The organism is Pseudomonas fontis (assembly GCF_028656955.1).
GTDB classification, from domain to species: Bacteria; Pseudomonadota; Gammaproteobacteria; order Pseudomonadales; family Pseudomonadaceae; genus Aquipseudomonas; species Aquipseudomonas fontis.
Map to the genome: position 1 here is coordinate 1 of NZ_JAMDGY010000104.1, position 18,548 is coordinate 18,548.

Below are 18,548 nucleotides of genomic sequence, written 5' to 3' on the forward strand. Positions count from 1 at the left end.
CACGATTATCCGAATAGCCGGAAAAGAATGACGTTTTGCCCTGGTGACCTATCCTGCTGCACCTGCGCAGAGGGGAACAAGATACCGTCGAGATTCAGCTTTTCATGGGTTGCTAGGAAATCGGCAATAGCTTGCGTGATCAGATACCCGCTTTCCGCCGAGTCCGGCATTACTGGCATCGTCAGTTGGTGCTGTAAGTCTTTCAGAAACGCGCAGCGTTCGGTGAGGCTCCTGCGAATTGGATTGAAGTAGCTCAACCCCCGGTGCGGACGCATTGAAGCCAGGTCGTTCAGGTTGAGAAGCCGCAGAGGCCGGATTACGTCGAACCGCGCGGTAACCACCATGCTGCCAACGGGAGGGCGCACCTCCGCAATTGCCGTATGGTCATCTGTTGCGCCGTAAAAAACTGAAATCCCCTTGGCGTTCATTCGGCCAGGAGATCCCTTGCCTCCTGGTACCGGGCCGAGATGCTTTTCAGGGTGAGCAAGCGCTTCCTCCATGCTCTGCTCATTCTGGAACACCCTACCCCGTTGGAATGACGAGATCTGATAACCTTGGCCTGCGATCACAATGGGTGACCGGTCGTCCTTCGAGCGCAAATCTTCTATGCCGTCGAAGACCATAGTCAGGATTGACCCCACCAAGGGGTTTGCCAGCCGGGATTCAAACTGCAGGCTGTGCTCCATTTTTCGCCAGCCTACAGTCAGCTCCGACGATGCCTCTGTTTCCTCTTCGAAGTAAGGATCGTCATCATCTGGAAGGCTCCAAGAGTCGAGCAAACGCTCATGGATGTCAGAAAGAAGGGTCTCATCGGAACCCAGCATGCGCTCCAGAACGTCATACAGACTTTCACCGATCGGTGGGTAACCGTGATGAATCACTGAGCCAGGTTGTTGGATAGCCCGGAACGAGGCATGGATTGCTGTTTCGCAGAGATCTACCAGCTCTTCCATGTCCATGACAGGAAGCTCTCGGTCGCAGTAGTCACACTCGCTGATGTCGTTGTCCGAAGCGTGATGCTGCAGGAAGGTTTCGGTAAGGCAATCGGTACACACCACTTGACGCATCACTTGCTCCTTTGCTGCATTACACGGCGCCTATCTACGTCTAGGCGAAGGCCTCTCGCTGATTTAAGCATTTACCCATCGGGTGCCGCCCTTGCCAATGGTTAGGAGCTGCCATCTCTACTGAAGCTCAGTTCCTCAACGGCCCCAAGTCAATCGCTAGGCAGCGAAGGTCAGTAACCTGTGCAACCATGGTGTCGCTGGCCTCGTGATAGGTGAAGGTGCCGAGGAAATAGAACGTGAAGTACCTTACCAGCCGTGCCTGATCGAGAATTTCATTCACATAGCGCCTTGATCGGTGCTGAGTCATGACCTCATCAGAGACCTGGAGAGAGGCATCTTTGTCCGTAACCTTGTCATAGAAGTTGAATACGAAGCCGGCCCCTTCACGCGGCTCAATCCGGCCACCGCCGTTGTAGACGTATCCTGCAGTGTCAGGTCTGGCCCAAGCCACCTTCTTGAAGTACGAACGCAACGGTATTTCACCACGCCCTGTCACGTTGATCGTTACCTCGGGAAAGAGGTCTTTCAAGGCTTCGCGTGTGTCGTGGTAGTAATTCACTAGCTCACGCAGGTCACCGCTTCGGTGCTTCCGATCGGATCGGGTGCCTTCTGCGCCGCCACCGCCCCGTCGACGAATAGCTACTACCTCGTCCTCGTCGCCTGGTGCGGCTCGAGGTGGACGTACCACGGGTTGTTCTGGCTGTGTCGGGGGAACAAAGATATCGATTACCGAAGTGAGTTGGCGTTTTGCCAAGCGTGTGCGGGTCTGTAACTCAGTCTCTCCGGGCAACGGCACATCGCTACCTTCGTCCTCATCTGGCAGCATCCACTCGCAGTCCGCATGATGGTCATAGTGCTCGTTGTCTTTGTAATGCGGAGATTTGACGCGCGCTTTTTCGGTCGGGTGGAAAGCGATTGACCGCTCAGTCGCGGAAGAGTCTTTCGCGATAGTCAAATCTGCAGCGGAAGCTGGCGGGATGGTTGGAGGCGAAAAGGACGGAAACGTCACGACGCTGGAGTACCAATACGGGTACACCGACTCCACCCGGGCCCAAGTCACCCTCGCGATAAAATCCTGGGATACCAGTTCCCCTGGCCAGATGAAGCCTGACCGCAACAAGATGACCATAGAACTGATCCGCGATGGTCGGATTGAGCAGAGTCATACGGATTCGTACGAAGACTGATCGAGGTTTGCTTATGCGCCGATGCCTGACCTCAGTACATGGCTAGCTGAGGATCAGGCATCATGAATGAGTGTGTTCGGACTCCACGTGCTGGAAACTCTGGAGCCGCTCAGTTTTTTTAAAAAAACAGCGCGTTTGTTTGTATTCAAAGCATAAGCGCAGCCAAAGGCTGCGAAGAAGGCGATCTCCCCCTCAGCCCCTACGGGGCAATGCAGATGCGAGCCTGGCAACCGAGACCAAATCTGGAAACCGTCAAAAGCAAAAACCGAACCGGCAAAACCGCGTGTGAACCTTGCAGATCAGCTGCGGCTGCACACCACTCACTTTTTTCTTGTCCTCAAATATAGAACTCCGTCTCGCGAAAAAAATTTCAAGGGGGCATGCAGGGAAATAGTTGAAATACAGAGAAAGTCACTGATTCCATAAGGTTAATCAGTGAAAACAACTAGATTGCGGTGCGCGATGGTCACGGGCACTCCGCGCCGGGAAAGCTGCAGGCTTATCCCGATGCCGGCCTGAACAGGTTCTTCGTTGAGACTGGCGGGAAGGTCTCTGTGGTACTGTCAGATGCTCTACGTCGGGTACTTCCGCTGAAAATAGTTTGCGGGCCTTTCTCGCCTGACATTGGCCAGGAGAATCTATGTCGCTGAAAGCAGCTTTCGCCACTGTACTGAAAGCGATGCGCATTAGCCGCGGGTTGACGCATAAAGATATGGCCTTGGCGAGCAGCCGTGGCTACATGCTGAAGCTGGAACACGGCCGATCAAGCCCTACGGTAGAGAAGCTGACTGCGATAGGTGATGCGATGGGGCTCAGCCCTTTGACCCTTCTCACACTGACGTTGAGCGTAGAGAGCGGTCAATCAATTGATACCCTGGTACAGCAGCTGAAAGCTGAAGTTGCAGATCTGGAGACCAATGGCGCGTTCAGCGGCCTGGTAGTCTCATCAGCGACTCCGATCTGCATAACAAAGCCCTCATCGGCACGCCGGCACAAGGCTATTTACCCGTCATCGCAAGCTGAACTGTGCTTTGCCGAGTAGCAGAGGTTGCGATCGCCGAGTGTCAGAGTCCAAGGTCAATCGAAAACAGGATATCCGTAAGCTCAACTGGAACGGACTTCTCTTCTACAAGGCGTTTTAGCACCTGATAAATCACATGTGACCGTAACTGTTCCCGGGCAGGGACGTAGCTGCTGTCGGTGCGCGGCAAATCCGCGCTGGGCAGGACTCGCTCAAGCACTGCAAACGCTACGGCGCCAACGTCTTGCTTGTAGATGCGAGTCAAACTGTCCAGGCCCGGTTTACGGCGGTAGCTGGCGACTGCATCAACCACTATCGCCATGAGAGAATCACGATAGTGCTCAGCGGCGCACAACCACACCTGCGCTTCCTGCTCAACCTTCAATGCCCTGTCCTCCTCGCTTCCAATCGGCGCGCAATATTCGACCAAAGCGCGCTTGAGCGCTAGGGGTCAGGTGCAGTTCTACCATCTAGGGATTTCCGAACATGCACATTCAGCTTGATCTGAACCGTAACGACCGCGACGCACTGCTACGACACTGCCAAGAGTTTGTTCCTGACAGCGGAGATACCCGTGAAGACGCCCGCCTGGCTGAGGCTTTGGAGGCACTAATAGCTGCATTGGAAGACGCTATTTGAAGTGCAGAAGAGACGTCGTCGAAAGCCGCCTTAATCGACCAGTTGAGGCGCCCGAGATGCGAAGGGGTACATATGTACTCTTGGGTTTAATCACCCATCGCGAGACGCTACCAAGATTATGGTCTCACTGAGAATTAGGCGTATGAAGAGCAGCGCCACGATCCATTCACCTCCGCAACACAGCCCTGACATAGCCTTGTAAGCAGATGGCTTTGTTGGGGATCCGTTTAAGTAATCTCGCCCCAGCGCTCCCTTCGTCTGTTCCGCTTGGCCCGCTTCGTGAAATCCGTAAGAATGTCATCTGGCCATTACCAACTGTACGGAATACTCATATGCCACGGAAGCGCAAAGGGAGCGGCGGCGGGCCGATCGCTCTGTACGCCTTGTTATTCGTTGTTGCCCTTTTGGCGCAAGTTCCAAAGCAAGCGTGGATCGCCCTTGGAGTTATCTTGGGCGTAAGTGCGTTGGTATGGGCCGTCAGACGCGCCACCCAGGCAAAGCGTTACGCGCCTGAAGATGACATTGTTGCGGAGATCGCCGCTGAATCTCGACAGGCAACCTCCCCCAGTCTCACCGTCCAGTTCGGCACCAGTACCCTCGAGCGAGACTTCCATACTGTCCAAGTCGGTTCGTCCAGCGATAGTCAGAACTACGCCATCCCAAAGCCAAGTGCAAAGCCCATGGGCGTTCGCTGGCTTGCAGAAGGTGAGTCCATCACCGTGGCCGGATTGGCTATCCCTGGTGGAATGCTCTACATCACCGAGCGGGCAACCCAGTTCGGTCAGACTGAACCGTCCCTGATTGATGCAACGCTTCGAGTCGCACGCTCACCCATGAGCCTTACCGAGCGGCAGATGCCCTATTGGCCAAGTTACCGAAGCATCACGCCTGAGGCGCGGCGAGCGTATCTGCAATGGTTGGCAGGAGGTCGCCGCCAGCCTGCGGATGCGGGATACGTGTTCCTGTTTTTTTACGGGCTGGAACGCCGCGCGCTGATCGATGCACCGAGCGATCCTCAGGCTAAGGTAGAGATTGCTGCCATCAAGGCCGAGGTCGAACGCTTGCTTGGTCTCTACGGCGACAACCATTCTTTCCGCGGCTACGCTACCCGCTTTCTCGCCCATATCGACGCGGATTCTGTTCAGCCTCAGAGCTATATGAGTGAACCGATTGCCAGTGCCGCAGATGGGTACGAGCTGCCCATGTCACTGAGAGTCGCGCTGGGTCAGATGGCCGTGGATAAATACCCTCTCAATCCGAGCTGGGCATTGGCCTGGGCGCTCGCAGAGCCCAACATTTCCAGACGCACACCTGTGACCCGTTGTCCTGAGCAATTCGCAGCGCTCTTCAAAAACCAATTCGCAAAACGTTATCCCAACGGCATTGTGCTTCCTCAGAACAAGACCAAGCTGAAGATTGCCTATCGCCCCGCTTCTTCCGGATTGAGCATCCCGGCAGCAGCCGTGGGCGACCTCCCCGATGTCGCCGCAACCTCAGGAACGCGTAACAAGCTGCAGGTTATAGTGGAAGAATGCACCACCGTTCTAGACGCTTACAGTCGATATCTGGGGCGCAACCCAGACGCTGGCTATAGTCTGGAAGCCATCCTGCAGTTGCCAACAGAACTCTGGCCTGCTGATGCAAAAGGCGAACTCGAACAGTTGGCACAACGCGTCGGCGGCGAAACTATCTGCATGAGTTTCGCTGAGCTGGCAGGCCGTTTCAAATCCGCCGGCGCGCTTTCCCGCGACAAAGTCGTGGCACTCGCACGGGCCTTGGAAAGCAAGCGGATCGGATTAGAGCCCGATGTGCTTTCTGGCAGCCGTACGCCCAAGGCAGAAGACACCATCGCACTGTTCGCAGCGGACTCTGATGAAGGTACTCTTCGTTCGACCGATGCTTACAGCGCTGCAGCAGTTACTTTAGACCTGGCCAGTGCAGTGGCTGCGGCAGACGGTGACACCTCGCTAGAAGAGGTGAGTCTGCTGTCCGGCCACATTGACTCATGGGATCACCTCTGCGTCGCGCATCGAAAACGCTTGAAGGCGCACCTCCAGATTCAACTGAAGCAACCGCCGACACTGGCAAGCCTCAAGAAGAAGCTTGAGCCGCTGACGATCGAGGCCAAGCGGAAAATTGCCAGCTTCCTGGCCCACCTGGCACAAGCGGATGGCGAGGTGACGCCACAGGAAGTTAAGCTCCTTGAGCGCGTATACAAGTCGCTCGCCCTCGATCCGCAGTTCGTCTACAGCGACCTCCACAGTGCAGCTGTTCGTCCCTCCCATGGAGTGGAGGCACTGACTGCGAATGCCGCGCTGGCCACTGCGACACAGACATCAGAAAGCACTGGCTCTGGCTTTGCACTGGACATGGACAAGGTCGCTCGCTTGCAACAAGAAACGGCAGAAGTGTCGGCGCTCCTGGCCAGCGTCTTCAATGAAGAATCGCTGACTGAGGCGCCTAGCGCCTTGGAGCCCGAGGCGCCCCAACGGCAGGAAGAAAGTACCGCCGAACAGCTTGCTACCGTACATGGCCTGGACGTCGAGCATTCAGCGTTCCTTCGGCTTCTGGTGTCACGGGCTGAGTGGAGTCGTGCCGAGCTGGAAGACGCAGCCAGTGATATGGAACTGATGCTGGATGGCGCCTTGGAGCGGATCAACGACACAGCGTTTGAGCTGTTCGACATGCCCGTGACCGAAGGTGATGATCCCATCGAAATCAATCCCGACATTCTGGATGAGTTAGCCCTATGAGTAAGATACGAGCCAAGGATCGCGACGCGGTCATTCAATCGCTGCGTGCGGGCGTAGTGCCCCGTGTTGGGCAGCATCTCATCCAGGTAGGTCGAGCGGGTGAACTCGATTCGCTGCTCAAAGATGTGGATCGTCTCGCGGATGGCGGCTCGGCTTTCCGCGTCGTCGTTGGCGAGTACGGCGCGGGCAAAACCTTCTTCCTAAACCTGGTGCGCGGCATCGCCATGGAGCGCAAGCTCGTCACCATGCACGCCGATTTGAATCCAGACCGCCGGCTTCACGCTTCGGGTGGCCAAGCGCGCTCACTTTACTCGGAGCTGGCCAAAAACATGGCCACTCGTACCAAGCCTGAAGGCGGCGCACTCCAGGGTATCGTTGAGAAATTTATCTCCCAGGCTAAAACGGAAGCCAAGACCAAGGGTGTCGAGAGCGAGGCGGTCATTCGTGAGTACCTGGCGGAACTCACCGAGATGGTCAACGGGTATGATTTTGCCGACGTCATTGCTGCCTACTGCCGCGGCTTCGAGGAAGGTAACGAGCAGCTCAAGGCTGACGCCATCCGTTGGCTACGCGGGGAATTCTCCACCAAGACCGACGCCCGCGCTGCACTGGGCGTGCGGACGATCGTCGATGACGCTTCTGTCTACGACCAGTTGAAATTGCTGTCACGGTTCGTGCGTCTGGCTGGCTTCGGCGGCTTGATGATCTGCCTGGATGAACTGGTCAACCTGTACAAACTGGCAAACACCCAGGCCCGGAACGCCAATTACGAACAGATTCTGCGCATCCTCAACGATTCGTTGCAGGGTTCCGCTGAAGGCCTGGGTTTTGTATTGGGCGGCACACCAGAGTTTCTGATGGACACTCGTCGGGGGCTCTACAGCTACCCTGCCCTGCAATCGCGCCTCGCGGAAAACAGCTTTGCCAAGTCTGGCCTGATAGACCTTTCTGGGCCTGTCATTCGGCTCAGCAGCCTGACCCCTGAAGACTTCTACGTGCTTCTACAGAAGCTACGCAATGTCTATGCCTCCGGCGAGCCTGAGAAGTTCTTGTTGCCGGACGAAGCCATCCCCGCTTTCATGGCTCACTGCAACCAACGCTTGGGTGAGGCGTACTTCCGGACACCGCGCACGACCATTACAGCCTTCATCAACCTGCTTGCAGTGATCGAGCAAAACCCTACGGCAGAATGGCGTACCTTGCTCGGAGCCGTGGAGCTGTCCAGGGATAACGGTGGGCAACAAGATCTTGAAGTCGAGGCCGACGATGAGCTCGCCAGTTTCAAGCTCTGAATCCTCCTCGTTCGAGCGTCTTCATCCCGAGGTTCAGCAATGGGTCTGGTCACAGGGGTGGACGTCGTTACGCGATGCCCAGGAGTGGGCGGTACCTGCCTTGGTGGGCGCTGATCGCGATGTGATCATTGCAGCGTCCACCGCCGCAGGTAAAACGGAGGCCGCATTCCTCCCCATCCTGACCAACCTGCTCAACAACAGTGAACCCGCCGGCGCGGTGTTGTATATCAGCCCGCTCAAAGCGCTGATCAACGACCAATGGGACAGGCTCAGCCGGCTATGTGAGAGGCTCGAGCTGCCGGTCGTTGCTTGGCATGGTGATGTGGCAGCAAGCAAGAAACAACGGTTTCTGAAATCGCCCAAGGGTATCTTGCTGATCACTCCTGAGTCCCTAGAAGCCCTCTTCGTAAACAGAGGCTCGAGTTTACCCGAGGCCTTTCAGAACCTGCGCTACATTGTCGTCGATGAGCTACATGCCTTCATCGGGAGTGAGCGCGGGAAGCAATTGCAGTCGCTCATGCAACGGGTTGAAAGCGTCGTTGGCAGGGCCCTGCCTCGTGTAGGGCTTTCCGCGACACTTGGGGAGATGTCGCTTGCCCGAAAGTTCCTGAGGCCAGCTCGCGCTGATGACATTACCGTCATCGAATCGAAATCCTCTGGCCAGGAACTCCAGGTGCAAGTACGTGGGTACATGGAACAGCCCATGCAGCAGCTTGTGGCGGAGTACCTTGGGCATGCTTCAGCAGATGATGGCGCCGACAAAGAGGACACCTCGGGTACCAAAGCAGCTATCGCAGGTCACCTTTACAAGGTGCTGAGGGGACACAACAACCTGATCTTCCCCAACAGGCGCCAAGAGGTTGAATGGTTTGCCGACCGTCTGCGCTCACTGTGTGAGAACGATGGAGTACCAAACGAGTTCTGGCCGCACCACGGTAGCTTGTCCAAGGAGCTGCGCCAGGATGCCGAGCGGGCTTTGAAAGCGGGAGATCCTCCAGCGTCTGCGGTATGCACCACTACCCTCGAGTTGGGTATCGACATCGGTAACATCAGAACGGTCGCACAAATCGGCTGCCCACCCTCCGTGGCGAGTCTCAGGCAACGGCTTGGCCGCTCAGGCCGTCGACCTGGTGAGCCCGCTATGCTGAGGGCGTACTGCCGAGAGCGCCCTCTCACAGATCAGTCGGATCTCTCTGACCAGTTGCGAGAGGGGCTCGTCCAAACAATCGCAATGATTCGATTGCTGACCACTGGATGGTTTGAGCCACCTCGATCGGGAGGCCTACACGCCTCGACACTGGTGCAGCAGTGCTTGTCTTCGATTGCTCAGCTCGGCGGTGCTTCGGTCGTGCAATTGTGGGGAAGTCTAATTGCAAGCGGCAGTTTTGCGAGCGTCACCAAGCCTGATTTCCTGGCTTTGCTCAAGGGTATGGGTGAGAAGGAATTGATCGTCCAGGACAGCTCAGGGCTTCTGCTGCCAGGCGAGCTGGGGGAGCGGTTGATCAACCACTATGAGTTCTACACCGCCTTCACGAGCGATGAAGAGTTTCGTTTGCTCCTGGATGGTAAGTCACTTGGCTCGCTGCCTGTCAGCAAACCCCTGACCAAGGGACAGCGCATCATCTTCGGCGGGAGACGTTGGCAGGTTCAGGATGTCGACCTTGAAGCGAAGGTGATAGTGGTCACACCGGCTCGGGGCGGCGAGCCCCCTCAGTTTGATGGGCTCGGTGCCCAGGTGGATGATCGTGTCAGGCTTGAAATGCGAAACGTGTTGATGGAGACCACATCTTGTCCCTTCCTGGACAAACACGCTCAAGCCCTCCTGGAGGAGGCTCGGAGTAACTTCCGTGCCCTCGGCTTGGGTGACGCGGCGATTATTGGCTCTGCCAGCGTAAGCCACGTGGCAACCTGGCGAGGGGATTACACCAACGATGCGCTGGCCTTGTTGCTCATGCATGTGGGCATTCAGTGTGAAAACACCGGGCTATTCCTGAAAGTTGCATTCGGCGGGGAGGACACGTTGCGAGCGTTGCGCGTGGTCGGTCAAATGGACATCTCAGATGTAGAGCCGGTCTTGGAAAATGTCGAAAACATGATCCGAGAAAAATGGGATTGGGCCCTTCCCCGCTCGCTCCTCATGAAGACGTTTGCCTCGAGCCATCTCGACCTCCAAGCAGCAGTCAACACAGCGCGACTACTCAGTCTGGAATCGTAAGATACGGCGAATGCACATGACGCTACTCTCCTAGGATCCGTCGCCCATTTTTCGAGGACGGCAAGCTTGGAGGGTGTCTAGAAAACCCGGGGCGATTCAAATCATACCCCTCTCAGTGCCCTGCACATTCTACCCGCCCTCCTCCTGCCTCGATCAGCGCGGGAGCCAATGAATCTGCGGTCATCACGCGCTTGAGACGAATACTACAAACTCTCATCAAGAAACTTAACCACCGTCCCCATGCAAGCCACCCGCTCCTCCACATGAGGCATATGGCTGGAGTTCTCGAACAACGCCCAGCGGATCCCCGGAATCAGGTCCAGGTACGGCTTGACCACCAGCGGCGTAGCTTCGTCATAGCGCCCTGAAATCAGCAAGCTCGGCACGTTGATCTGCGGCAGGCGGTCGACAATCGACCAGTCCTTGGTGCTGCCAATAATGTGGAACTCGTTGGGCCCGGTCATGGCGTGGTACACCGTCGGGTCGGCATCGACCTGCGCAAAGGTGCGGGCCACCTCGTCCGGCCAGGGGGTCAGGCGGCACACGTGACGGTCGTAGAACACCCGGGTGGCGGCAATGTAGTCGTCGGCGGTGTAGTCGCCCACGGCTTCATGCCTCAGCAATGTAGCCTGCACGTCCTTGGGCAAGCTCTCGCGCAAGCGGTTGGCCTCCCTGACCCAGGTGCGCATGTCGGCCGGCGAGTTGGCAATCACCAGGCAACGCAGGCCCGCCGGGCGTCGCACCGCGTGCTCGCTGGCCAACATGCCACCCCAGGACTGGCCCAACAGTGCGTAGCGCTCACTGATGCCCAGGTGCTCAAGCAGGTTGTCGAGCTCCTCCAGGAACAGCTTCACCGTCCAGAACGATGGCGGCATCTGCGGCAAGTGGGTCGAACGGCCATTGCCCAGCTGGTCATAGTGGATGACCGGGTAGCCACCAGCCGCGATGTCCTTGTAGGCATCGACATAGTCGTAGGTGCAACCCGGCCCACCATGCAGGATGACCAGCGGGGTGCGACCACAATTCAGGTCGCCCGTGACGCGGTACCAGGTCTGATAGTCGCCGAACGGGGCAACACCTTCATGCGAATTGATGACTTCCATTTCATCCGGCTCCGAGTGAATCGTGGAGCACACAATATCCCTACGCACGGCCGGGCATAACTAGAGACTTCTCTAGGTTTTTGGGTTTTTTACCACTTATTTGTCGAGCAGACGGTAGTGCACCGCCCGCGCAACCGCCTGGACCCGGTTCTTCGCCCCCAGCTTGTGCATGCCCGAGGTCAGGTGCATGGACACCGTCGCCAACGAGCGATTGAGCACCTCGCCGATCTGCGATGCCGTCAGGCCTTCAGCAGCCCAACGCAGGCATTCGAGCTCACGGCGGGTCAGGCGGATGGCACGACTGGCAGCCTCCTTGCCCAGCAAGGGATAGGCGGCCTCCTGCAAGGCATGGGCAATTAGGCTGAATTCGGCGAGGCTTTCCCGGGTATCGTCCAGGTCACGCTGACTGGCCTGGGGACGTAGGCCGGTCAGGGTCGCCAGGCCACCACGTGGCAGGTGGATGGGCACGGTGACGCCGCAGGCCAGCTGCGCATCGCACAGGTAGCCAACCACGGGTGCATGGCGGCGATCGATCAAGCGCTGCAGGACGGTTTCGCCCTTGGGCAGGTACGACCAAACGAACGGTGCGATCGACGACACGGCCAGTTGCTGCACCGGGTCGATCTGGTAGAAGCCTTCGGAACACCAGAGGTCGTGCCAATCCCCCGGTGTCTGGCGCAGCCTGACCACCGAGGGGGTGATCAATTCGCCAAGATGATCCAGCGGCACCGGACTGTAGTCGTAAACGAGGGCGTCAAAGCCCAGTTGCGCCGCCAGGTCGGCGACGCTGTCCATCTGTGCGTCCAGGCTACTGTCCGACGACAGACGGGTATGGAGCTCAGCCAGCTTGGCCTGCATTCCTTAACACTCCCTGTGTATACCCCTGCTGGACTTCCATTTTGAAGCCCGCCAAGTAGAATGCCACGGCTCGGCGCGGGACTGCCAGACAAAACCTATAAGAAATACTAGCTTGTAGGCGGCGCACTCTCTGCGCAGGGTATAGCTGTAAGCCATTGCCAACAGGAGAGTAGCGATGTGGCGTGAGATGCAACCTGACCAGCAGTTCAACGTAACGGTCGATGGCCACAATCTCGTGGTGTACAGCTTCGGCGACGGGGATGAGGTACTGCTGTGCCTCAATGGCGGGCCGGGCCTGCCCTGCGACTACCTTCGCGATGCGCATGCCTGGCTCAAGGACAAGGGCATCCGGGTGGTCGCCTTCGACCAGTTGGGCACCGGCGCTTCCGACCGCCCCGACGACGCCAGCCTGTGGAACATCACCCGCTACGTGGCCGAGGTCGAGCAGGTCCGCCAGGCCCTGGACCTGGGCCGGGTACACATGCTTGGGCATTCCTGGGGTGGCTGGCTGGCGATCGAATACGCCATTCACCATCCGCAGTCGCTGAAAAGCCTCATCCTGGAAAACACCGTCGGCGACATCCCGCACCTGATTGGCGAGCTGGAGCGGCTGCGCGGTGCCCTGGGTAGCGAAACCGTGGCGATGATGCAGCGCTACGAGGCCCAGGGAAACCTCGACCACCCCCAATACCAGGCTGCCATCACCCTGCTCAACTACCGTCATGTGTGCCGCCTCGACAAGTGGCCGGCGCCGGTCGAGCGCTCGCTGGGCGACTGGAACATGGGCCCCTACACCGCAATGCAGGGCCCCAACGAATTTCTCTACATCGGCAACCTCAAGGACTGGAACCGCCTGGAGCAAATGCGCGAGTTCCGCATGCCGGTGTTGATCACCACCGGCCAGCACGACGAACTGACTCCCGCCTGCGCCTTGCGCATGAAACTGGCACTGCATGAGCAAACCGAGCTGCACGTGTTCCCCAACAGCAGCCACATGCCGTTCTACGAAGAGCCGCAAGCCTACTTCCCGGTACTACTGGATTTCCTGCAACGCAACCGAGGCTGATCGATGAACCTGGCACGCTTCCGGTTCGTCCTGACCCGTCCGTTGCAACTGCTGCCGGTGCTGCTGGGTATCAGCCTGATCACCTTCGTGTTGGTCCGCTCGATACCGGGCGATCCGGCGCGGGTACTGCTGGGTGCGCGCAGCACCCCGGATGCGATCCAGAAAATCCGCGCGCAGTTTGGCCTGGACGAGCCGATCTGGGTGCAGTACCTGTACTTTCTGAAGAATCTGCTCAATGGCGACCTGGGTAAATCGCTGCTGTACAAGATCGACGCCCTGCCCCTGATCGCCAGCCGCATCGAGCCCACCCTGATGCTGGTGCTGGGCAGCGTGCTGCTGGCACTGCTGATCGCCGTGCCGCTGGCCATTCTCGCTGCCCGCAACAAGGGCGGCTGGGCCGACAACCTGATCCGCCTGTTTACCACTGCGGGCCTGGGCCTGCCGGCCTTCTGGTTGGGCCTGATGCTGATCCTGCTGTTCAGCGTGCATTGGGGGATATTTCCGGTGTCCGGTTACGGCCGGACCTGGGCCGACAAACTGCACCACCTGGTACTGCCCTGCCTGACCATCGCCCTGGCACTCTCGGCGGTACTGGTGCGCAACCTGCGCGCGAGCATCCTGCTGGAGATGCAGGCGGACTACGTCACCGCGGCCCGTGCCCGTGGCCTTGGCGAAGGCGCGCTGCTGCGGCGCCATGTCTTGCCCAATTCCCTCGTGCCGACGATCAACCTGCTGGCGGTCAACATCGGCTGGCTGATCAGCGGCACCGTGGTCATCGAAAGCCTGTTCTCCCTGCCTGGCATCGGCCAGTTGCTGGTGCGTGGCATCTTCACCCGCGACTACATGGTGGTCCAGGGCGTGACCATGGTGCTGGCCTGCGCCACGGTGGCGGTCAACTTCCTCGCCGACGTGCTGACCGCCGCCATTGATCCCCGGGTGAAGATCCAATGAGCCACAGTTTCAGCCCGACGCTTTCCATCCGTTGGCGCCTGGGCAACGGTCGCCTGACCTTGTATTGCGGCCTGGCCATCGTCCTCGGCTGGTGCCTGCTGGCGCTGTTTGCTCCATGGGTCGCCCCGTTCGACCCACTGCAGCAGAACGGCGAACTGCGCCTGGCCGCCCCCAGCCTGGCGCACCCCTTCGGCACCGACAATTTCGGTCGCGACGTGCTGTCGCGGGTGATTTGGGGGGCGCGGATCGACTTGCAGATGGCCTTGATCGGGGTGATCTTTCCGTTCCTGCTGGGCACCTGCATCGGCGCCATTTCCGGCTACATCGGCGGTTTGCTGGACAACGTCTGCATGCGCCTGATCGACATCGTCCTGGCCTTCCCTTTCCTCGTGCTGATGTTGGCGATCATGGCCATTCTCGGCCCGGGCCTGGGCAGTTTCTATATTGCCATGGCCCTGGTCGGCTGGGTGTCCTATGCGCGGCTGATCCGCTCACAGATTCTTGTGCTCAAGGAAAGCGACTTCGCCCTCGCCGCCAGGAGCCTGGGCTTCAGCCACCGGCGCACGCTGTTCGGCCACCTGCTGCCCAATGCCCTGTTCGGCTCGGTGGTGTTCTGCATGTCGGACGCGGTGCTGGTACTACTCAACGGCGCCGCTGTCAGCTACCTGGGCCTTGGCGTGCAACCCCCCACCCCGGAGTGGGGCTCGATGGCGGCCGAGGGCCAGAGCTTCATCACCCGCGCCTGGTGGATCTGCACCTTCCCCGGCCTCGCCGTGGTGAGCCTGGCCATGGGCTTCAGCCTGTTGGCCGATGGCGTCGCCGAACGCCTTGGGGACCGCTCATGAGCACACCCCTGCTTCAGGTTCGGGAACTGAGCGTGATCGCCCGCAATGGCTTGAGCGAGATCTCCCTGGTCGAGCGCCTGTCTTTTGACCTTGGCGAGGGTGAGATCCTCGGCCTGGTGGGCGAAAGCGGCTCGGGCAAAACCCTGGCCTGCCGTGCCCTCATGCGCCTGCTGCCCTCGCCGAACCTGCGGGTCGAAGGCCAGGCCGTGCACCTGGCAGGCCACAACCTGCTGCAACTGGACGAGGCCGGCATGCGCCGGCTGCGCGGGCGCGAGCTGGGCATGATCTTCCAGAACCCCAGCAGCCACCTGGACCCACTGATGCGCATCGGCGAGCAGATCGCCGAGGGTATTCGCCTGCACCAGGGCGCATCGCGCCGCGAGGCTCGGGCCGAGGCCATCGAAATACTGCGCCAGGTCGGCATTTCTGACCCGAAATTGCGCGTGGACAACTACCCTCACGAGTTCTCCGGCGGCATGCGCCAGCGGGCGATGATCGCCGTGGCCCTGGGCTGCAGCCCGAAAGTGCTGATCGCCGACGAGCCGACCACGGCGCTGGATGTCACCGTGCAGGCGCAGATCCTGCGCCTGCTACTAGAGCTGCGTGACCGACGCGGCTTGTCGATGATCCTGATCAGCCACGACCTGGGAGTGGTAGCGCAGACCTGCGACAGCATTGCCGTGATGTACGCCGGACGTCTCTGCGAGCATGCCGGCAAACACGAGCTGCTGGCTCATCCACGCCATCCGTACACCGCCGGGCTGTTGGCCTGCCACCCCGCAGCGCAACGCCAGGCGCTACTGATGAACTCGATTGCCGGGCAGCCACCCCTGCTCGATGCCCTGCCCCCAGGCTGTCGCTTCGAGCCGCGCTGCGCCCAGGCCCTGCCGCTGTGTCGGGAGCAACTGCCAGAGTGGCGTGAATGCGGCTCCAGTCACCGCCTGGCCTGCCACACCCCGTTGTTGGCCGGAGGCCTGTCATGACTACCTTGTTGCAGGTAAAAGACCTGCATGTGCAGTTTTCCGCCGCTGGCGGCGGCCTGTTCGGCCTGCGCCCGGGCAAAGTCAACGCGGTCAACGGGGCCTCGCTGACCCTCGCCGCCGGCCAGACCCTCGGCCTGGTGGGCGAATCGGGCTGCGGCAAGAGCACCCTGGCCCGCGCCATCCTGCAACTGAATACGCCGAGCGCTGGGCAAGTGCTGTTTGATGGCATCGACATGACCCAGGGCCACAAGGTCGATATCGCCCGCCTGCGCCGCGAGACGGCGATGATCTTCCAGGACCCGTACAGTGCGCTCAACCCAGGCCAGCGCATCGGCCAGATCCTTGCCGAAGTCCTGCTGGTGCAGCGCAAGGTGCCGGTCGAGCAGATTCCGGCGCGGGTCGTCGAACTGCTCGAGCTGGTCGGCCTGCGCGCCGAGCTGGCCGAGCGCAAGCCTGGCTCGCTCAGTGGCGGTCAGTGCCAACGGGTTGGCATTGCCCGCGCCCTGGCCGTCGAGCCTCGGCTGATCGTCGCCGACGAATGCGTTGCTGCCCTGGACGTATCAATCCAGGGACAGATCATCAACCTGCTGCTGGCACTGCGCGAGCGCATGGGCCTGGCGCTGCTGTTCATCACCCACGACCTGGGCGTGGTGCGCCGGCTGTGCGACCGGGTGGCGGTGATGTACCTGGGGCAGATCGTCGAGGAAGGCCCGGTGGATGAGGTGTTTGACACGCCCCATCACCCCTATACCGCCGCATTGATCCAGTCGATCGCCGACATTGATCCCGCCCGCCGCCTGCCTGAACTCACCCTGATCGGCGAGCCACCGAGCCCGCTGCACCTGCCGTCGGGTTGCGCCTTCCACCCACGCTGCCGACATGCGCTGCCCATCTGCAGCGAAACTGCGCCGCCCAGCCATTCACAGGGTGCCCGGCGCCATGCCTGCATCCATCCGCAGCCGCCGTACTGACACAACAACCATGACCATCAAAAGGAACTTGAGCATGAAACCCAGCGCATTGAAGTTACTCACCGCTGCCTTGCTGGCAGCCAGCACCCTGGCCAGTGGCTTAGCCCAGGCCGCCGGCGTGCTGACCATTGGCTGTCGTGAGGAAAGCACCACCTTCGACCCGATCAAAAGCGCCCAGAACCGCGACAGCTGGGTCTTCGCCAACGTCTACGACGTGCTGATCCGGGTCGACAACAGCGGCACTCAACTGGTCCCGGGCCTGGCCGAAAGCTGGAAGGTCTCCGACGACGGCCTGACCTACACCTTCAAGATCCGCCCAGCCAAGTTCTCCGATGGCTCGCCACTGAGCGCCGGCGATGCGGCGTTCTCCCTGCTGCGCATCCGCGACAACCCCGGCTCGCTGTGGGCCGACTCCTACAAGATCATCGACAAGGCCGAAGCCCCGGATGAGCGCACCCTGGTGGTGACCCTGAAGAACAAGTCGGTGCCGTTCCTCTCGCAACTGGCCACCGCCAACGTTTCGATCCTGTCGAAAAAGGCCATGGACACCATTGGCGAGGACGCCTACGCCCAGGAGCCAGTGTCCTCTGGTGCCTTCAAGGTCAAGGAGTGGCTGCGCGGTGACCGGGTCATCCTGGAAAAGAACCCGCACTTCTGGGAAGCCGACAAGGTCAGCCTGGATGGCGTGGAATGGATCTCCATCCCTGATGACAACACCCGCATGCTCAAGGTCCAGGCCGGCGAGCTGGATACGGCGATCTTCGTGCCCTTCTCGCGTGTCGATACCCTGCGCAAGGACCCGAGCCTGGTCATTCATACCGACCCTTCGACCCGTGAGGACCACCTGCTCATCAACCACGAGAAAGGCGCACTGGGCAAGGTCGAGGTGCGCGAGGCGATCGACCTGGCGATCGACAAGAAGGCGCTGGTGGACACCGTGACCTTCGGCCACGGCGAAGTCGCCTATTCGTATATTCCCAAGGGCGCGCTGTATCACAACGCCGACAACTTGCAGCGCCCATTCGACCCGACCAAGGCCCGCGAGCTGCTGAAGAAGGCTGGTGCAGAAGGCCTCAAGCTCAACTATGTGGTCAACGCTGGCAACGAGGCTGACGAGCAGATCGCCGTGCTGGTGCAGAAGCAGTTGGCTGATGTCGGTATCACTGCCAACCTGCAAAAAGTCGACCCGACGCAAAGCTGGCAGATGCTGGTCGATGGCGATTACGACCTGTCGGTGATGTACTGGACCAACGACGTGCTGGACCCGGACCAGAAGACCACTTTCGTGCTCGGGCACGACACCAACATGAACTACATGACCCGCTACCAAAGCGACAAGGTCAAGGACCTGGTCGCCGCAGGCCGGGTGGAGATCGACCCAGGCAAGCGCCAGCAGACGTATCAGGAACTACAGAAGTTGGCCAAACAGGATGTCAACTGGATCGACCTGTACTACAGCCCGTACATCAATATTTCGCGCAACAATATCCAGAACTTCCTGCAGAACCCGCTGGGGCGCTTCACCCTGGAAGAGACGGTGAAACTGGAAACAGCTGAAAAAACTGCGCAGAACTGATGCTGTAAATACTGGGGCCGC

16 protein-coding genes are annotated in these 18,548 nt (G+C 59.6%); 11 read left to right on the plus strand and 5 right to left on the minus strand.

From position 1 onward, the window contains the following. Nucleotides 1-5: 5 nt before the first annotated feature. Nucleotides 6-1,067, minus strand: coding sequence for an RES family NAD+ phosphorylase (locus M5G11_RS24380; RefSeq protein WP_273912871.1), 1,062 nt, complete (start codon nt 1,065-1,067; stop codon nt 6-8). A 127-nt stretch (nt 1,068-1,194) separates the two neighbouring features. After that, nucleotides 1,195-2,196, minus strand: coding sequence for a hypothetical protein (locus M5G11_RS24385; RefSeq protein WP_273912870.1), 1,002 nt, complete (start codon nt 2,194-2,196; stop codon nt 1,195-1,197). 698 nt (nt 2,197-2,894) lie between these two features. Here M5G11_RS24385 and M5G11_RS24390 point away from each other — a divergent pair. Next, nucleotides 2,895-3,296 carry a helix-turn-helix domain-containing protein gene (locus M5G11_RS24390; RefSeq protein WP_017135676.1) on the plus strand — a complete coding sequence of 134 codons (402 nt, stop codon included), beginning with the start codon at nt 2,895-2,897 and terminating at the stop codon, nt 3,294-3,296. A gap of 22 nt (nt 3,297-3,318) precedes the next feature. Here the strand turns inward: M5G11_RS24390 and M5G11_RS24395 are convergent, their stop codons facing one another. Next, a complete protein-coding gene (locus M5G11_RS24395) occupies nt 3,319-3,660 on the minus strand; it encodes a hypothetical protein (RefSeq protein WP_273912869.1) in 342 nt (113 codons plus the stop codon). A 101-nt stretch (nt 3,661-3,761) separates the two neighbouring features. Here M5G11_RS24395 and M5G11_RS24400 point away from each other — a divergent pair, with 101 nt between their 5' ends. The 4 genes from M5G11_RS24400 (at nt 3,762) to M5G11_RS24415 (ending at nt 10,174) form a co-directional block, all read left to right on the plus strand. Further along, on the plus strand, nt 3,762-3,914 hold the full coding sequence (locus M5G11_RS24400; protein WP_017135674.1) for a hypothetical protein: 153 nt from the start codon (nt 3,762-3,764) through the stop codon (nt 3,912-3,914). A 332-nt stretch (nt 3,915-4,246) separates the two neighbouring features. Next, nucleotides 4,247-6,667, plus strand: a complete 2,421-nt coding sequence (locus M5G11_RS24405; protein WP_273912868.1) for a tellurite resistance TerB family protein — start codon at nt 4,247-4,249, stop codon at nt 6,665-6,667. Then, entirely contained in the window at nt 6,664-7,959 is a 1,296-nt protein-coding gene (locus M5G11_RS24410) for an ATP-binding protein (protein ID WP_273912867.1), read from the plus strand. Before M5G11_RS24405 ends, M5G11_RS24410 begins: the two co-directional genes overlap by 4 nt. Further along, nucleotides 7,934-10,174 carry a DEAD/DEAH box helicase gene (locus M5G11_RS24415; RefSeq protein ID WP_273912866.1) on the plus strand — a complete coding sequence of 747 codons (2,241 nt, stop codon included), beginning with the start codon at nt 7,934-7,936 and terminating at the stop codon, nt 10,172-10,174. Before M5G11_RS24410 ends, M5G11_RS24415 begins: the two co-directional genes overlap by 26 nt. A 203-nt stretch (nt 10,175-10,377) precedes the next feature. Here the strand turns inward: M5G11_RS24415 and M5G11_RS24420 are convergent, their stop codons facing one another. Beyond that, nucleotides 10,378-11,277, minus strand: a complete 900-nt coding sequence (locus M5G11_RS24420; protein ID WP_273912865.1) for a proline iminopeptidase-family hydrolase — start codon at nt 11,275-11,277, stop codon at nt 10,378-10,380. Between the two features lie 96 nt (nt 11,278-11,373). Next, nucleotides 11,374-12,135: a LuxR family transcriptional regulator gene (locus tag M5G11_RS24425; protein ID WP_273912864.1), complete on the minus strand. Its 762-nt coding sequence runs from the start codon at nt 12,133-12,135 to the stop codon at nt 11,374-11,376. Nucleotides 12,136-12,310: 175 nt separating this feature from the next. On the opposite strand from M5G11_RS24425, the gene M5G11_RS24430 reads away from it, so the two are divergent. The 6 genes from M5G11_RS24430 to M5G11_RS24455 are packed head-to-tail and all read left to right on the plus strand — an operon-like array spanning nt 12,311 to nt 18,527. After that, entirely contained in the window at nt 12,311-13,201 is an 891-nt protein-coding gene (locus M5G11_RS24430) for a proline iminopeptidase-family hydrolase (RefSeq protein WP_273912863.1), read from the plus strand. Nucleotides 13,202-13,204: 3 nt separating this feature from the next. Continuing rightward, complete coding sequence (locus tag M5G11_RS24435) at nt 13,205-14,152, plus strand: ABC transporter permease (RefSeq protein ID WP_273912862.1); 948 nt, start codon at nt 13,205-13,207, stop codon at nt 14,150-14,152. Further along, the gene (locus M5G11_RS24440) at nt 14,149-14,997 is read left to right on the plus strand and encodes an ABC transporter permease (protein ID WP_273912861.1); all 849 of its coding nucleotides are present in this window, start codon (nt 14,149-14,151) and stop codon (nt 14,995-14,997) included. The genes M5G11_RS24435 and M5G11_RS24440 overlap by 4 nt, the downstream gene beginning before the upstream one ends. Next, nucleotides 14,994-15,980 carry an ABC transporter ATP-binding protein gene (locus M5G11_RS24445; protein ID WP_273912860.1) on the plus strand — a complete coding sequence of 329 codons (987 nt, stop codon included), beginning with the start codon at nt 14,994-14,996 and terminating at the stop codon, nt 15,978-15,980. The genes M5G11_RS24440 and M5G11_RS24445 overlap by 4 nt, the downstream gene beginning before the upstream one ends. Then, complete coding sequence (locus M5G11_RS24450; protein WP_273912859.1) at nt 15,977-16,951, plus strand: ABC transporter ATP-binding protein; 975 nt, start codon at nt 15,977-15,979, stop codon at nt 16,949-16,951. Before M5G11_RS24445 ends, M5G11_RS24450 begins: the two co-directional genes overlap by 4 nt. A 34-nt stretch (nt 16,952-16,985) precedes the next feature. Beyond that, complete coding sequence (locus M5G11_RS24455; protein ID WP_273912858.1) at nt 16,986-18,527, plus strand: ABC transporter substrate-binding protein; 1,542 nt, start codon at nt 16,986-16,988, stop codon at nt 18,525-18,527. Nucleotides 18,528-18,548: the final 21 nt, after the last annotated feature.

Coding starts and splice junctions, on each gene's coding strand:
- M5G11_RS24380 (WP_273912871.1), bottom strand. CDS start 1,067: ATGCGTCAAGTGGTGTGTACCGATTGCCTTACCGAAACCTTCCTGCAG.
- M5G11_RS24385 (WP_273912870.1), bottom strand. CDS start 2,196: ATGGTCATCTTGTTGCGGTCAGGCTTCATCTGGCCAGGGGAACTGGTA.
- M5G11_RS24390 (WP_017135676.1), top strand. CDS start 2,895: ATGTCGCTGAAAGCAGCTTTCGCCACTGTACTGAAAGCGATGCGCATT.
- M5G11_RS24400 (WP_017135674.1), top strand. CDS start 3,762: ATGCACATTCAGCTTGATCTGAACCGTAACGACCGCGACGCACTGCTA.
- M5G11_RS24405 (WP_273912868.1), top strand. CDS start 4,247: ATGCCACGGAAGCGCAAAGGGAGCGGCGGCGGGCCGATCGCTCTGTAC.
- M5G11_RS24410 (WP_273912867.1), top strand. CDS start 6,664: ATGAGTAAGATACGAGCCAAGGATCGCGACGCGGTCATTCAATCGCTG.
- M5G11_RS24415 (WP_273912866.1), top strand. CDS start 7,934: ATGAGCTCGCCAGTTTCAAGCTCTGAATCCTCCTCGTTCGAGCGTCTT.
- M5G11_RS24420 (WP_273912865.1), bottom strand. CDS start 11,277: ATGGAAGTCATCAATTCGCATGAAGGTGTTGCCCCGTTCGGCGACTAT.
- M5G11_RS24425 (WP_273912864.1), bottom strand. CDS start 12,135: ATGCAGGCCAAGCTGGCTGAGCTCCATACCCGTCTGTCGTCGGACAGT.
- M5G11_RS24430 (WP_273912863.1), top strand. CDS start 12,311: ATGTGGCGTGAGATGCAACCTGACCAGCAGTTCAACGTAACGGTCGAT.
- M5G11_RS24435 (WP_273912862.1), top strand. CDS start 13,205: ATGAACCTGGCACGCTTCCGGTTCGTCCTGACCCGTCCGTTGCAACTG.
- M5G11_RS24440 (WP_273912861.1), top strand. CDS start 14,149: ATGAGCCACAGTTTCAGCCCGACGCTTTCCATCCGTTGGCGCCTGGGC.
- M5G11_RS24445 (WP_273912860.1), top strand. CDS start 14,994: ATGAGCACACCCCTGCTTCAGGTTCGGGAACTGAGCGTGATCGCCCGC.
- M5G11_RS24450 (WP_273912859.1), top strand. CDS start 15,977: ATGACTACCTTGTTGCAGGTAAAAGACCTGCATGTGCAGTTTTCCGCC.
- M5G11_RS24455 (WP_273912858.1), top strand. CDS start 16,986: ATGAAACCCAGCGCATTGAAGTTACTCACCGCTGCCTTGCTGGCAGCC.